This window comes from Acetobacter fabarum (assembly GCF_011516925.1).
GTDB classification, from domain to species: Bacteria; Pseudomonadota; Alphaproteobacteria; order Acetobacterales; family Acetobacteraceae; genus Acetobacter; species Acetobacter fabarum.
This window is the reverse complement of sequence record NZ_WOTG01000004.1, coordinates 25,299-39,654: the sequence shown is the minus strand read 5'-3', so window position 1 is coordinate 39,654 and position 14,356 is coordinate 25,299. Positions and strand designations below refer to the sequence as shown.

Sequence of the window (14,356 nt, the reverse complement as noted above, 5' to 3'; positions counted from 1 at the left end):
ACCGCCCCACAAGCATGCAAAACAACACCGTGCGCAGCTCCTCCTGTTAGGGATATAAGGAGTGCCTGATCATTCCAGCCCCGAATATGATTCCGCCATGACATACCGCTACAACATTTTCCGATTTGTTTATGAGCTTGTGGATATTCTGGTATCCCGGCTGGAATATGGCCTGCGTGGCCTTGCCACCAGCCATGTGCTGGTTCCCCCACCAGCAAAAAGCCACTCATTTCTGGTCATGACCGCGGAAGAAAAAGGGGGCAGAACCTTTTACAAGCCCGCCTATTACCTGTTTTCCAAAACCCGCGAACGCCTGAGCGGATATTTTGCGCAAGGGAAAGACCACCTGTTCTTGCAAAACACCCAGCACTGCCTGCTGATTGCCTTTGCGGATTCCACTCTGGTTGTCGGGCGTGAAGACACAATAGCCGAGTACCACCCCCACTCGTTTGAAACCCTGCTGGCCCTTAAGGCCCATATGCGCGCCATCAAACTGGGCCGTTACCCGCATGAGTATCTGGTTATTTCCAAAAAAACCGCCATACCCCCGCGCCCGCCAACATTCCGCCTGCGCGCACAGGCCCATTAGGCCGGGCCTTTTAAGCCCCCGGCCGCGGCATAACGCCCTGCAAAACAGCGTGACGGATTCTGGCGGCTCATGTATTGCAACGCCTTGACGCACCGGGACAATACGCCCCGATCACGCAGGGTGTGGGGGAAAGAACACCATGAAAATTGCAGTTGTCGGTCTTGGGTATGTTGGCCTGTCCAACGCCATTCTGCTGGCCCAGCACCATGACGTAATGGCCGTGGATGTGGATGCCGGGCGGGTCCACAAGGTGAATAACCGGGTCTCCCCCATTATTGATACCGAGATCGAGGACTACCTGCACAACAGGCCACTCAGCCTGAATGCCACAACAGACCTGACCGCAGCCAGCCAAGATGCCAGCTTTGTCATCATTGCCACCCCGACCAATTATGATGCGCAGGAAAACTACTTTGACACATCCTCCGTAACGGATGTGATTGCCCGTGTCAGCGCGCTCAACCCCGAGGCGACCATTGTTATCAAATCCACCATTCCGGTCGGGTTTGTGGACCAGATCCGCGCGGAGCTGAACACCGAGCAGGTCATTTTTTCCCCCGAGTTCCTGCGCGAAGGCCGCGCACTGTATGACAACCTCCACCCGTCGCGCATTATTGTGGGGGAACGCAGCGCCCGGGCCGAACGCTTTGCCGCCCTTATGCTTGAAGGGGCGATCAAAAAAGACGTGCCCCTGCTGTTTACCGAAGCCACAGAGGCCGAGGCCATAAAGCTGTTTGCCAACACCTACCTTGCCATGCGCGTGGCCTTTTTTAACGAACTGGACAGCTACGCACTGGCCCGTGGGCTGGACACCCGCCAGATTATAGAGGGTGTCTGCCTCGACCCGCGCATAGGCCAGCATTACAACAACCCCTCCTTTGGCTATGGCGGCTACTGCCTGCCCAAAGACACCAAACAGCTTCTGGCCAACTACATGCAGGTCCCCCAGAACCTGATCCGCGCCATTGTGGACGCCAACCGCACCCGCAAGGATTTTCTGGCCGACCAGATTCTGGCCATGCAGCCCAAGGTGGTCGGCATTTACCGGCTGGCCATGAAAACGGCATCCGATAACTTCCGGCAAAGCTCCATTCAGGGGATCATGAAGCGGCTCAAGGCCAAGGGGATCGAGATTGTGGTCTATGAGCCTGCCATGGCGGAAGAACAGTTCTTTGGCTCGCGCGTGCTGCGCAATCTGGATGAGTTCAAGGCTGTGTCGTCCATTATTGTCAGCAACCGCCACCACCCCGAACTGGCTGATGTAAAGGACCGCGTGTTCACCCGCGACCTGTTCGGCAGCGACTGAGCACACCCAAGCACACTCCGGCGCACCCGCCGCGGGTGGGGGCGGGGTTGTATTTGCCTGTTCATGCCTGTGCAATTAGTATCGGTTCAGGCTGGAAGCACCATGGGCGCGTCCGCTGTTTTGAACCACCGTGCAAAGACACAGAACACAGAGCTGGCGCCTATGACCGTAACCGTTCCTCCCCCCGAGCACATGGTGCCGTGCTGATATGGCCAGACGTCTTATTGTCACCGGGGGTGCCGGGTTTATTGGCAGCAACATCATCCATGCCCTTAACCAGCGCGGGCTGACCGACATTATTGCCGTGGACAACCTGACCAACGGCGACAAGGCGCTTAATCTGGCCGACCTTGCGATCAGCGACTACGTGGACAAGGACACGTTCTACGATGCCCTGAGTGCTGGCCATTACGGGCCAATAGATACGATTTTTCATGAAGGGGCCTGCTCCTCCACCACCGAGCGCAATGGCCGCTACGTGATGGCCAGCAATTATGAGCCCAGCAAAAAACTGCTGGCCTACTGCCAGAACACGGGCACCCGCCTGCTCTACGCCTCCAGTGCGGCCACCTATGGCGCGTCCACCACCTTTACCGAAGCCCCCGCCAACGAAAAGCCGCTCAACGTCTATGGCTATTCCAAACTGCTGTTTGATCAGGTGGTCAGGCGCGCCCTGCCCGGGCTGAGCACGCAGGTTGCGGGTTTCCGTTACTTTAACGTGTATGGCCCGCGCGAGCAGCACAAGGGCGGCATGGCCTCCGTGGCGTTCCACAACTTCAACCAGTTCATGGCCGAAGGGCGCGTCCGCCTGTTTGGGGAATACGGGCCGTACCAGCCGGGCGAGCAGATGCGCGATTTTATTGCGGTCAAGGATCTGGTGGCCACCAAGCTCTGGTTCTTTGACAACCCCGGGCATAGCGGCGTGTTCAACCTGGGCACAGGCAAGGCACAGCCGTTTAATGATGTTGCCACAACAGTCGTGAACACCGTGCGCGCCGCGCGCAGCCTGCCGCCGCTGGACCGGGCCGAAATGGTGCGCACCGGCCTACTGGAGTATGTTCCCTTCCCCGACACGCTGCGTGGCCGCTACCAGTGCTACACACAGGCGGACATGCGCGCCCTGCGCGCCACCGGGTGCACCGTAGCACTGGACAATGTGGCCGATGGTGTGGCCGACTATGTGCACCACCTGCTGCGCACCCAGCCAGACCACACACCATGACCGCCATACCCCCCGCCCCCCCGCGAGCATGAGCATCCATGATTGAAAATTTTGAATTCGGACGGCTTGTTGTTATCGGCGACCTGCTGCTGGACCAGTATGTTTTTGGCGCGGTGGAGCGGATCTCGCCCGAGGCCCCCGTGCCGGTGCTGCGCAAGGCCCGCCAGAGTGCCGTACCCGGCGGGGCCGCCAATGTGGCCGTCAATGCCGCGGCACTGGGCTGTACAGTCAGCCTGATTGGCGTTGTCGGGCAGGATGAAAACGCCCAGACCCTGCGCAACGCCCTTGCCGCATGGCCCGGCATAGACGTGCACGGCCTTGTGGCTGAACCGGGCTGGGCGACCATTTCCAAAATGCGGGTTGTCAGCGGGCACCAGCAGATCGTGCGCATTGATGATGAAACCATTATCGACTTTTCCCCCGCCACCCGGAACAGCCTGATCGCGCACTGCATTGCCGCACTGGATACGGCAGACGTGCTGATCTGCTCCGATTACGCCAAGGGAGTTCTGTCCGAGCCGGTGCTACAGGCCGTTATCGGGCATGCACGGGCCAAAAATATTCCCGTTATTGTGGACCCCAAGCGCAAGACCTTTGCCGCATACCGTGGCGCCAGCCTGATAACCCCCAACCGGGCGGAAATGGCCGTGGCCACCGGCCTGCCCCTGCACACGAACGCAGAGGTGGAACACGCGGCTCAGGCGGCCTCCGCCCAGTTCGGGGGCGATGTGCTGATCACCCGCTCCGAAGAGGGCATGACCCTGTGGCAGCGCAACGGGCATATCCGCCATCAGGTCGCCCGCAAATCCGAGGTGTATGATGTCTCGGGGGCCGGGGATGCGGTGGTCGCCACCATTGGCAGCGTGCTCTCCGCCGGGCAGGACCTGGATACCGCCATTGTCATTGCCACGGTGGCGGCCTCCATTGCCGTCAGCAAGCTGGGCACCGCCGCCGTTACCCGCGCCGAGCTGGCCGAGGAGCTCAAGGAAGACAACCCCGATACGGGGCTGATCGCCACATGGCCACAGGCCTGCGCGGTCATGCGCCGGTGGCACCAGCACGGGGCCAGCGTTGTGTTCACCAATGGCTGTTTTGACCTGCTGCATCCGGGGCATGTCTCCCTCCTTCATGCTGCGGCACAACTGGGGGACAAGCTGGTGGTGGCCATTAACAGCGATGCCTCCGTCCGCAGGCTCAAGGGCCCAACCCGCCCCGTGCAGGACGAAATGGCGCGCGCCACGGTCATCCGCGCCCTGCGCGACGTGGATATGGTGGTCATTTTTGAAGAAGATACCCCACTGGAGCTGATTACCGCCCTCCAGCCCGATGTGCTGGTTAAAGGGGCGGATTACACAGAGGATACCGTGGTCGGGGCCGATGTGGTCAAGGCCGCCGGGGGGCGGGTGGAACTGGTCTCGCTGGTCGCGGGCTGTTCAACCAGCAATCTGGTCCGGAAAATGAACGCGCCGCACGCCAAGCCTTCCAATGTCTGAGCATACGGCGCAGCCCGGCACACCGCCATGGGCCGCGTGGCTGGCCCATCAGGCGCTCCCCTTATGGAGCAGCGCGGGCTACGACCCCACCCGCCACCTGTACCACGAGCGGCTGGCGTTTGATGCCACCCCACTGCCCCTGCCGCATCTGCGCCTTATGGTGCAGGCCCGCCAGATTGCCACCTTCTGCCAGGCCCGGCTGGATGGTGTTTTTAACGCGGCAGACAACGCCCTGCACGCTCTGGCCACAGTGCAGGCCCGCTACTGGCAGGCCGATGACCAGCCGGGCTGGGTTTTTGCCATCGGGCCAGATGGCCGCCCTTCCAGCACCGTGCGCGACCTGTATGCCCACGCCTTCATCCTGTTTGCCTACGCATGGGCCTACCGCCTGAGCGGGGAGCCCGCACTGCTTGCGGTTGCGCAAAAAACCGTGCTGGAGGTGGAAAGCATTTTCCATGCCCCCCACGGCGGTTTTGCCGATGCCGTGCCCGCACCAGATGCCACCCGCCGCCAGAACCCGCACATGCACCTGCTGGAAGCGTATCTTGCGCTTTTTGAGGCCACGGCGGACCAGTTTTACCTTGACCGCGCGCAATCTCTGGTTGCTCTGGCGCACGAGCGCTTTATCAGCCCGCGTTCGGGCCTGCTGCTGGAGTTTTTTGGCTCCGACTGGACACCCTGCCACGCATATGGCCAGAACCCGGTGGAACCGGGGCACCTGTTTGAGTGGGCATGGCTGCTTGGCACCTATACGCGCCTCAACCCCACCGATAAGGCCAGAACAGCACTGCGCCATGTAGCCGAACATCTTTACCAGTCCGGCAGGCGGCATGGCGTGACCCACCAGCTTGTGCGGGACGGCATGATGGATGATGGCACACTCACCCAGACCGGTACCCGCATCTGGCCCCAGACGGAGCTGCTTCGCCTGCTGGCATGCAGACAGGCAGAAGGAGGCAGCGCTGCGGAAGACAGCCGGCTGCAAACCGACCTGACCCGCTTATTTTTTGCAGATTTTGCCCCCGCACACCTGCACGGCGGCTGGATCGACCGCAGGGGGCCAGACGGCACACCAGCGGTGGACCACATGCCAGCAAGTTCGCTCTACCATATTTATGGTGCGGCAAAAGTTCACCTGCCCCCACCAGAACACGCCTGAACACGCAAGCGGGGCATGGGAAAGGGGCAAAAACACCCGGCCCTTAAGCCTGTGCCGCAAGGGCCACTACAGGCTCAGGCTCAGGCTCAGGCTCAGGCTCAGGGCCGGTAGCGGAACAGGTTCAGGTCCTCATAGGCAATATCTGGCTGGCGGTTGGACATAATATCCGCCAGCACGCGGGCAGACCCGCAGGCCATGGTCCAGCCCAGCGTGCCATGGCCTGTATTGGTGTACAGGTTATCCAGCCCCGTGCGGCCGATAATGGGGGTGCCATCCGGTGTCATGGGGCGCAGGCCGGTCCAGAACTGGGCTGCGGGCACGTTGCAGCAGTTGGGGAACAGGTCTGTTACCGAATGTTCCAGCGTGGCCCGCCGTGGCGCACGCAGGCGGGTGCTAAAGCCAGCCAGTTCCGCGGTGCCGCCAATGCGCACACGGTCGCCCAGACGGGTAATGCCGATCTTGAAGGTTTCATCCATAATGGTGGAAACCGGGGCACGCGCCGCATCGGTAATATCCGCCGTAAGGGAATAGCCCTTGACCGGGTAAATCGGCAGGTCCAGCCCCAGAGGCCGCACAAGAGCAGGGGAAAAACTGCCAAGTGCCAGCACATAGCTCTCAGCATTCAGCACCCCGCGTGATGTTTCCACCCCGCTAACCCGCCCGCTCTCGCTCCGGATTGCGCGAATATCGGTGTTGTACAGGAAGGTCACACCTGCGGCTGCAGCCATTTCCGCCAGACGCTGGGAGAACTTGAAGGCATCGCCCGTCTCATCCCCCGGCAGGCGCAGGCCACCCACAATTTTGCCAGCCGAAGGCGCAAGACCCGGCTCGGCCTGTACGCACTGGGCGGTATTCAGTTCCTCAAACGGTACGTTGTACTGCCGGAGCACGGCAATATCCTGCGCCACGCCGTCCATCTGCTTTTGGGTGCGGAAGACCTGCAAGGTGCCCTGCTGGCGGTCATCATAGGTAATGCCGGTTTCACGCCGCAGGTCACACATGACATCGCGGCTGTATTCAGCCAGACGCACCATGCGGCCCTTGTTGCGGTCATAGGCGGGGGTGTTGCAGTTTTCGAGCATCTGCACCAGCCACTTCCACAGATGCGGGTCGGGCATGGGCCAGAACACAAAGGGGCTGTACTTCATGAACAGCCATTTGGCCGCCTTGAGCGGAATACCCGGCCCCGCCCAGGGGGAAGAATAACCGGGGGACACCTGCCCCGCATTGGCAAAGCTGGTTTCCAGCCCGGCACCGGGCTGGCGGTCCACAACCGTGACCTCATGCCCTGCCTGCGCCAGATACCAGGCGGTTGTTACACCCACAACACCACTACCCAGAACAAGAACCTTCATGATCTCACTCTTTCCCTGCTGCTCTGCCCTCAGGCAGTTCGTGTATAATTGCGATGATAGCGATGCCCGAGCGATGTCAGGACTTCGTAGCCGATCGTTCCTTCAGCGCGGGCCACGTCGTCCACGCCGTATGTTTCGTTCAGCAGTTCCACCATGCCATCGGCCTCAAGCTGGCCCGGCGGAATGGCGGAAATATCCACAGTCATGGAATCCATGGAAATACGGCCCAATATGGGCAGGGGCTGCCCCCCGAACCACACAAGGCCGTTGGCACGGGCGCGCACAAAACCATCCGCATAGCCTACGGCAATGGTCGCCACACGGCATGGCCCTTCGGCCCGCCATGTCAGCCCGTAACCGACCCGGTCCCCTTTGCTGAGGGTACGGGTCTGCAATACATGGGCCTTCAGCCCCACAACCGGGCGTAGGGGGTTTGGCTCGCCCGGCTGGGGCGCCACGCCATAGAGTGCGGCACCGGGGCGCACGAGGCCAAAATGATAATCCGGTCCCAGAAACACCCCGGAGGATGCGGCAAGGCTGAGCGGGGCAGAAACCGGCAGTTGAGCAGCATAAGCCACCAGACGGGCCGCCTGCTCCGCGTTGGCAGGGTTTGCCCGCTCATCCGCACAGGCCAGATGGCTCATGACCAGTTGCACGTCCAGCCCATCCAGCACGGCGGGGTTGGCGGCAATATCCGCCACATCCTGCGCGGACAGGCCAAAGCGGGACATGCCCGTATCCAGTTGCAGCACAACCCCCACGCGCCGCTGCTGCGCCTGCGCCACCGCACGGACCCAGCCAATCTGCTCCACACTGTTCAGCACCGGGCGCAACCCATGAGCCAGACAGGCCTCCACCGCATCGGGCCGGGGGCCGTGCAGCACGGTAATGCCCACCTGCTCCCCAACATGCGGGCGCAGGGCCAGCCCCTCGTCCACATGGGCAACAAAAAACTGTGCGGCCCCGGCCTGCACCAGCGCGGGGGCAACCTGTGCCGCTCCCAGCCCATAGGCATCGGCCTTGACCACAGCCGCACACACCGCGTTGGGCACACGGGCCCGAAGCAGGCGGTAATTATGGGCTACCGCATCCAGATTAACGCTCAGCACCGCTCCGGCGCGTTGTGCGGGCCAGCCAGCGTGCATGGGGGTGGGAGCTTGGGTCACGACATCTATCCGTTCTGTTACGGTATCAGAATTTTACCCCACTCTTTATGGCATATCCTGCCATTGTGGTGCATGATTGGGGCGTTTGCTTTTTATTTTTGCATAATATTGCGCCAAAAGGCCACAAAAGACAGATCATGCCAGACCGCATTAACGAGGCCATTCTCCGCCACCTACGCCATGATGGCCGCCTGAGCAACGCCGAACTGGCCGAGCGTATAGGGCTTTCCCCCTCGGCCTGCCTGCGGCGTGTAAAAATTCTGGAAAAAGAAGGGGTTATACGCGGTTATCAGGCCATTATCGCCCGCCGCAACGCACCCCCTGTAGCTACGGTCATTGTGCAGATCACACTCGAACGCCAGACAGAGGAATGCCTCCGCCGCTTTGAAAGCCGTATCCGCGAATGCCCCGATGTAAAGGAGTGCTACCTGATGACGGGAGACGCCGACTACCTGCTCCGGGTGGAAGCGCGCGACATGCAGGATTACGAACGCATCCATAAGGAGGAATTATCCCGCATGCCCGGTGTTGTGCGCATTCAGAGCAATTTTGCCATCCGCCCTGTTGTTCAGCAGGAAAAAGCACAGACGGGCGGGTAAGGTTACAGGGTCAGGGTCAGGGTCAGGGTCAGGGTCAAAAAAAACCTGCCAGGGTGCTCCCCGGCAGGTTTTTAAAAAGCTGTTTGCCATGACTGGCTACCGGCCAGACCTTAGTCTTCATCCGGCTGGTCGTTGCCTGCTTTGCCAAGGTCACGCTGGACTTCTGGCAGGCGCAGGAGCGAATCCACATGCATGGCTGTATCCAGCGCCGTATCGGGCTGGAAGTGTAGTTCGGGCACTGTGCGTATGCTCAGCTTGTGGGCAAGCTGGGTACGCAGCCACGGGGCCACCCGCTTAAGTCCGGGCAGAAGGGCCGCAACGTCGCTACGCCCCAGCCGTGTGACAAAAACAGTGGCGTGTTTGAAGTCTGGCGCAAGCCGGACTTCGGTCACGGTAATGGCAACATCGGACAGGTCCGGGTCACGGAAGGTGGTGCGCGCAAACAGCTCAGCCAGAACGCGCCGCACTTCTTCGCCTACCCGCAACTGCCGCTGCGATGGGCCAGATGAGGAAAGACCGGCAAGATAGTCTGCCGGTCCCCCTGTTTTACTGCCTGATCCGTGGCGACGACTCATGCTGGAATTAACTCGCTTTCAAAGCATTCCACCACATCGCCTTCGCGCAGATCGTTGTAGCCTGCAAAGGAAAGACCACATTCGTAACCCTTGGTCACTTCCTTCTGGTCGTCCTTGAAGCGCTTGAGCTGGCTCAGATCACCTTCATGGATCACCACACCATCACGCAGCAGACGCACGCCACAGCCACGTTTGACAACGCCATCGGTCACGAAGCAACCGGCCACCTTGCCAACCTTGCTGATTTCGAAAACCTTGCGGATTTCGGCGTAGCCAAGGAACTTTTCACGATGCTTGGGCGCCATCTTGCCACGTACGAGCAGTTCCACGTCGTCCGCCACCTGATAGATGATGGAGTAGTAGTGGATGTCCACCCCTTCACGCTGGGCCAGCAGCCGCGCCTGAGAGGTTGCACGCACGTTAAAGGCAACAATGACCGCATCCGATGCCTTGGCAAGCTGCACATCACTTTCCGTGATCTGGCCAACCGAGGCATTGAGAACGCGCACGCCCACTTCTTCGTTAGCCAGCTTGAGCACCGTGGTTTGCAGTGCTTCGGCCGAACCCTGCACGTCCGCCTTGATCAGGACGGAGACTTCCTTCTGCACACCGGCCTGAATACGGGCCAGCATCTGGTCAAGCGTGCCGCGGGCCGCAGCCTGCCCGGCAACCTGATGTTCCTTCAGCTTACGCTGGCGGAACTCGGAAATCTCACGGGCACGGTTTTCGTTTTCCACGACCACAAACGGTGCACCAGCAGCGGGAACCCCGGACAGTCCGAGAATTTCCACCGGCATGGACGGGCCAGCCACTTCCACCTGACGACCACGGTCATCAACCAGAGCGCGCACACGGCCCCATTCTGCACCGGCAACCACAATGTCACCCTTGCGCAGCGTACCCTTCTGCACCAGCACGGACGCCACGGAACCGCGACCACGGTCCAGACGGCTTTCGATCACGGCACCTTCGGCTGCACGGTCGGGGTTGGCCTGGAGTTCCAGAATTTCTGCCTGAAGCAGAATGCCTTCTTCCAGCTTGTCCAGCCCCATGCGCTGGCGTGCGGACACTTCAATGTCCATCACGTCACCACCCATGGATTCGACCACGATCTCGTGCTGCAGCAGGTCCTGACGTACGCGGTCAGGCTTGGCGCCGGGCTTGTCCATCTTGTTGATGGCAATGATCATGGGCACATTGGCAGCCTTGGCGTGCTTGATGGCCTCGATCGTCTGCGGCATGACGCCGTCATCCGCCGCAACCACCAGCACCACCACGTCCGTAATGGACGCGCCACGGGCACGCATGGCCGTAAAGGCCTCATGTCCGGGTGTGTCAAGGAAGGTGATCTTGGCACCGGATTCCAGTGTAACCTGATAAGCACCGATATGCTGGGTAATGCCACCGGCTTCACCCGCTGCCACGTCCGTTGTGCGCAGGGCGTCCAGCAGGGAGGTCTTGCCGTGATCGACATGCCCCATGATGGTCACCACAGGCGGACGGGGCAGCATATCTTCGGTCGTGTCTTCCACGCCCTCAATACCCAGTTCCACATCCGCTTCGGAAACGCGACGTACACGGTGGCCGAATTCTTCCACCACCAGTTCCGCCGTATCGGCATCAATGCTCTGGGTTACAGTGGCCATGACACCCATTTTCATGAGCGCCTTGATCACTTCACCCTGACGGGCTGCCATACGGTTGGCCAGTTCCTGCACCGTAATGGTTTCGGGCAGGATAACGTCACGCACAACCTTGACCTGATCGGAACGCAGGCGTTCCAGCTCGGCCTGACGGCGTTCACGCTCACGCTGGCGGCGTACGGATGCGAGCGAGCGGGTTTTGTCGTCATCCCCCTCAATCGCGGCCTGCACGTCAATCCGGCCTGCACGGCGGCCACCGCCGGTATCACCCTTGCGGCCACTGCTGTTCTTGCGCGGCGGCACGGCCTTGTTACGGGCTGGGCCACGGCGCTGTTCTTCCTCGCCTTCCGTGCCACGGCCGCTGCGCAGGCGCAGGGTCTGGGCGGCACTGACGTCCTTTTCCGCTGCGGGAGCAGCAGCAGGCGTGCGAGCAGGCGCGGCAGGCTTGAGCGGCTTGGCCGGCATGATCGCACGTTCAGCCAGCGGGCGCAGGCGCCCGGCAGGCGGTGCGAGTGTTACTTCACCGGGAATTGGCACGGCAGACACAACAGGTGCCTTGACCTCGATCGGCTTGATCGCATCAATGCGGGCCTTGCGTTCGGCATCGCTTGCGGCGGCCTCTTCGGCGGCGCGCTCTTCGGCCAGACGCTTGTCTTCCTCTTCCTTCCGGCGTGCCTCTTCAGCCGCGGAAAGAATACGAATCTTCTCGGCTTCGCGCCGCTCGGCATCACGCCGTTCGGCGTCTTCTGCCTCTTTCTTCTGTTCCTGAAGCACGCGCTGGCGCATGGCCAGTTCGGCTGCGGTCAGGGTACGGCCGCCACCTGCGCGGGAACCACCGGAGCGCCCACCAGCGCCAGCCGGGGAAGGACCACGTTTTTTACGCACTTCCACCTGCACGACCTTTGAACGCCCATGACTGAAACTTTGCCGCACGGACCCGGCATCAACCGTCCGTCCGACCTCCGGACGCCCTGCCGGCCGAAGGGACAAACGCCCCTTACCCTGATCCTGATCCTTGCCTTCGCTCATTGACCCGCCTGTTCACACCCATCCGCCGGAAAGGTCCGGCAGACCCGGGGATCGCCAACGGCCACCCCCGCAAAACGTCTGTTTTCACAACAAAGACGCGTAGCCAGCCCGCCGGCCGCCAGCGCCACATTCACAACACGTTCACGCCCGAAAACCTTAGCCAGTTCTTCCGACGACAACGCATCAACGACAGGAATATCCCGCCCGCCCGAAATCAGGCGGTCCAGTTCTTCCCTGCTTCCGTCCGATGCGTGAACGATAACAGCAGCACGACGCTGCATAACCCATTCGCGCACCTTAACGAAGCCACTAATGGCCTGACCAGCGCGGCGCGCAAGCCCAACCACTTCTATCATCCGCCGGTGCAGACCTACTTCCACCTGAGAGAGAAGATCTTCCGGCACCTTGACCTGCATCCGCGCAGAGCGTGCGAACACGCCGCGTTTGCTGGCCTGTTCTATCACATCCCGGCGGGCACTCAACCATATTCCCCGTCCCGGCAGACGCGCGTCCAGATCAGGGACGACTATGGATGAGGGTGAGATAACAAACCGCACCATCTGAGCCGGAATACCTTCCTCCCGCGTGACTGCGCACCTGCGGAGGCTGCCCTTCTCTTCTGCTGCTGGCAAGAAATCACCACCCACCCTGTATCAAGGCCTCAGACGCCTGCCCCGCCTTCTGGCGTGGAGGAAGGGGTTGCACCCTCTTCACCCTCAAACCAGTGCGCACGCGCTGCCATGATGATCTCATTGGCGGCGTCTTCTTCTATGGCATCCGACCCCAGAATTTCGACCAGCTCATCGCCAGCCAGGTCACCAAGGTCGTCCAGAGTTTTTACACCCTTTTCGCCCAGAGTCACAAGCATCTGGTTGGTGAACACACCCATATTTGCAATATCGTCGGTAACACCAAGCTCCTGACGGCGCTCATCCAGCTTTTCTTCCTGCCGGACAAGGTGACCTTCGGCGCGCTGGACCAGTTCCTGCACCACCGATTCGTCAAAGCCTTCAATGCCCACCAGTTCATCGGGGTCGGCAAAAGCCAGTTCCTCGATGCTGTGGTAGCCTTCGGTCACCAGCAGGCCAGCAATCACGTCATCCACGTCAAGCGCTTCAACAAACTGGCCGCTACGACGGCGGAATTCTTCCTGACGGCGTTCGGATTCTTCCGCTTCGGTCAGGATGTCAATGTCCCAGCGCGTCAGCTGGCTGGCCAGACGCACGTTCTGCCCGCGCCGACCAATGGCGAGGGAGAGCTGGTCATCCGGCACCACAACTTCAACACGCCCGGCTTCCTCGTCCATCACCACCTTGCTGACTTCAGCCGGAGCCAGAGCGTTGACCACAAAGGTCGCGGCCTGCGGGCTCCAGGGGATAATGTCGATTTTTTCGCCCTGCAATTCGGCCACAACAGCCTGCACGCGCGAGCCGCGCATACCAACGCAGGCCCCGACCGGGTCAATGGAGGCATCGCGCGAGATCACGGCCATTTTGGCGCGGGAGCCGGGGTCACGGGCCACGGCCTTGATTTCGATGATCCCGTCATAAATTTCGGGTACTTCCTGCGCAAACAGCTTGGCCAAAAAGGCCGGATGTGTGCGGGACAGGAAAACCTGCGGGCCGCGCGGTTCATCACGCACATCATAGATGTAGGCGCGCACGCGGTCGGAGTTACGGAATGTCTCACGCGGGATCAGCTCATCGCGGCGCAGCAGCGCTTCGGCAGAGCCAATTTCAACCAGCAGGTTGCCGTATTCGGTCCGTTTGACGGTGCCGTTGACGATTTCGCCTACGCGGTCCTTGAACTCGTTGTACTGGCGTTTGCGTTCGTATTCACGCACGCGCTGCACAATAACCTGCTTGGCGGTCTGGGCCGCAATACGCCCGAAGTCGATCGGGGGCAGCGGGTCGATCAGATATTCACCAACCTGAATTTCGGGGCGGAACTTGCGGGCAATGGAGAGGGCGATCTGTGCGTCCTCGTTCTCCACCTGATCCACAACTTCCGTCCAGCGGGAAAGGCGAACCTCGCCCGAGCGGCGGTCGATTGTGGCGCGAATGTCCTTTTCGTGCCCGTATTTGGCGCGGCCAGCCTTCTGGATGGCCTGCTCCATGGCCTCCAGAACCTCTTCACGGTCAATGCCCTTTTCGCGTGAAACAGCGTCTGCCACCAGCAGCAGTTCAGGACGGGAAACGGAGGTATCCATGCTCTCAGCTC

General features: G+C 61.0%; 12 protein-coding genes. 6 read left to right on the top strand and 6 right to left on the bottom strand.

Going from position 1 to position 14,356, the window contains the following annotated elements; all coding sequences use genetic code 11:
* Positions 1-61: 61 nt before the first annotated feature.
* The 5 genes from GOB83_RS07090 to GOB83_RS07070 all read left to right on the top strand — a co-directional run bounded on the left by GOB83_RS07090 (position 62) and on the right by GOB83_RS07070 (position 5,769).
* The gene (locus GOB83_RS07090; protein WP_086646138.1) at positions 62-589 is read left to right on the top strand and encodes a hypothetical protein; all 528 of its coding nucleotides are present in this window, start codon (positions 62-64) and stop codon (positions 587-589) included.
* A gap of 139 nt (positions 590-728) precedes the next feature.
* The gene (locus GOB83_RS07085; protein ID WP_165925652.1) at positions 729-1,895 is read left to right on the top strand and encodes a nucleotide sugar dehydrogenase; all 1,167 of its coding nucleotides are present in this window, start codon (positions 729-731) and stop codon (positions 1,893-1,895) included.
* Positions 1,896-2,103: 208 nt separating this feature from the next.
* Positions 2,104-3,117: an ADP-glyceromanno-heptose 6-epimerase gene (gene rfaD, locus GOB83_RS07080; protein ID WP_165925651.1), complete on the top strand. Its 1,014-nt coding sequence runs from the start codon at positions 2,104-2,106 to the stop codon at positions 3,115-3,117.
* A gap of 38 nt (positions 3,118-3,155) precedes the next feature.
* On the top strand, positions 3,156-4,610 hold the full coding sequence (rfaE1, locus tag GOB83_RS07075; RefSeq protein ID WP_165925650.1) for a D-glycero-beta-D-manno-heptose-7-phosphate kinase: 1,455 nt from the start codon (positions 3,156-3,158) through the stop codon (positions 4,608-4,610).
* Positions 4,603-5,769 carry an AGE family epimerase/isomerase gene (locus GOB83_RS07070; protein WP_165925649.1) on the top strand — a complete coding sequence of 389 codons (1,167 nt, stop codon included), beginning with the start codon at positions 4,603-4,605 and terminating at the stop codon, positions 5,767-5,769. Before rfaE1 ends, GOB83_RS07070 begins: the two co-directional genes overlap by 8 nt.
* A 98-nt stretch (positions 5,770-5,867) precedes the next feature.
* On the opposite strand, the gene GOB83_RS07065 is transcribed toward GOB83_RS07070, so the two are convergent.
* Positions 5,868-7,124, bottom strand: a complete 1,257-nt coding sequence (locus tag GOB83_RS07065) for a D-amino acid dehydrogenase (RefSeq protein WP_086646143.1) — start codon at positions 7,122-7,124, stop codon at positions 5,868-5,870.
* Positions 7,125-7,153: 29 nt separating this feature from the next.
* The gene (gene alr / locus GOB83_RS07060) at positions 7,154-8,299 is read right to left on the bottom strand and encodes an alanine racemase (protein ID WP_373321602.1); all 1,146 of its coding nucleotides are present in this window, start codon (positions 8,297-8,299) and stop codon (positions 7,154-7,156) included.
* Between the two features lie 128 nt (positions 8,300-8,427).
* On the opposite strand from alr, the gene GOB83_RS07055 reads away from it, so the two are divergent.
* Positions 8,428-8,889, top strand: a complete 462-nt coding sequence (locus GOB83_RS07055; protein WP_165925648.1) for an Lrp/AsnC family transcriptional regulator — start codon at positions 8,428-8,430, stop codon at positions 8,887-8,889.
* A 110-nt stretch (positions 8,890-8,999) separates the two neighbouring features.
* Here GOB83_RS07055 and rbfA read toward each other — a convergent pair whose 3' ends face one another.
* The 4 genes from rbfA to nusA are packed head-to-tail and all read right to left on the bottom strand — an operon-like array spanning position 9,000 to position 14,345.
* Entirely contained in the window at positions 9,000-9,464 is a 465-nt protein-coding gene (rbfA, locus tag GOB83_RS07050; protein WP_086646145.1) for a 30S ribosome-binding factor RbfA, read from the bottom strand.
* Complete coding sequence (gene infB / locus GOB83_RS07045) at positions 9,461-12,136, bottom strand: translation initiation factor IF-2 (protein WP_086646146.1); 2,676 nt, start codon at positions 12,134-12,136, stop codon at positions 9,461-9,463. The genes rbfA and infB overlap by 4 nt, the downstream gene beginning before the upstream one ends.
* Positions 12,133-12,783: an RNA-binding protein gene (locus GOB83_RS07040; protein ID WP_086646147.1), complete on the bottom strand. Its 651-nt coding sequence runs from the start codon at positions 12,781-12,783 to the stop codon at positions 12,133-12,135. Before GOB83_RS07040 ends, infB begins: the two co-directional genes overlap by 4 nt.
* 14 nt (positions 12,784-12,797) lie before the next feature.
* Positions 12,798-14,345: a transcription termination factor NusA gene (gene nusA, locus GOB83_RS07035; RefSeq protein WP_086646148.1), complete on the bottom strand. Its 1,548-nt coding sequence runs from the start codon at positions 14,343-14,345 to the stop codon at positions 12,798-12,800.
* Positions 14,346-14,356 lie beyond the last annotated feature (11 nt).

Coding starts and splice junctions, on each gene's coding strand:
- GOB83_RS07085 (WP_165925652.1), top strand. CDS start 729: ATGAAAATTGCAGTTGTCGGTCTTGGGTATGTTGGCCTGTCCAACGCC.
- rfaD (WP_165925651.1), top strand. CDS start 2,104: ATGGCCAGACGTCTTATTGTCACCGGGGGTGCCGGGTTTATTGGCAGC.
- rfaE1 (WP_165925650.1), top strand. CDS start 3,156: ATGATTGAAAATTTTGAATTCGGACGGCTTGTTGTTATCGGCGACCTG.
- GOB83_RS07070 (WP_165925649.1), top strand. CDS start 4,603: ATGTCTGAGCATACGGCGCAGCCCGGCACACCGCCATGGGCCGCGTGG.
- GOB83_RS07065 (WP_086646143.1), bottom strand. CDS start 7,124: ATGAAGGTTCTTGTTCTGGGTAGTGGTGTTGTGGGTGTAACAACCGCC.
- GOB83_RS07055 (WP_165925648.1), top strand. CDS start 8,428: ATGCCAGACCGCATTAACGAGGCCATTCTCCGCCACCTACGCCATGAT.
- rbfA (WP_086646145.1), bottom strand. CDS start 9,464: ATGAGTCGTCGCCACGGATCAGGCAGTAAAACAGGGGGACCGGCAGAC.
- infB (WP_086646146.1), bottom strand. CDS start 12,136: ATGAGCGAAGGCAAGGATCAGGATCAGGGTAAGGGGCGTTTGTCCCTT.
- nusA (WP_086646148.1), bottom strand. CDS start 14,345: ATGGATACCTCCGTTTCCCGTCCTGAACTGCTGCTGGTGGCAGACGCT.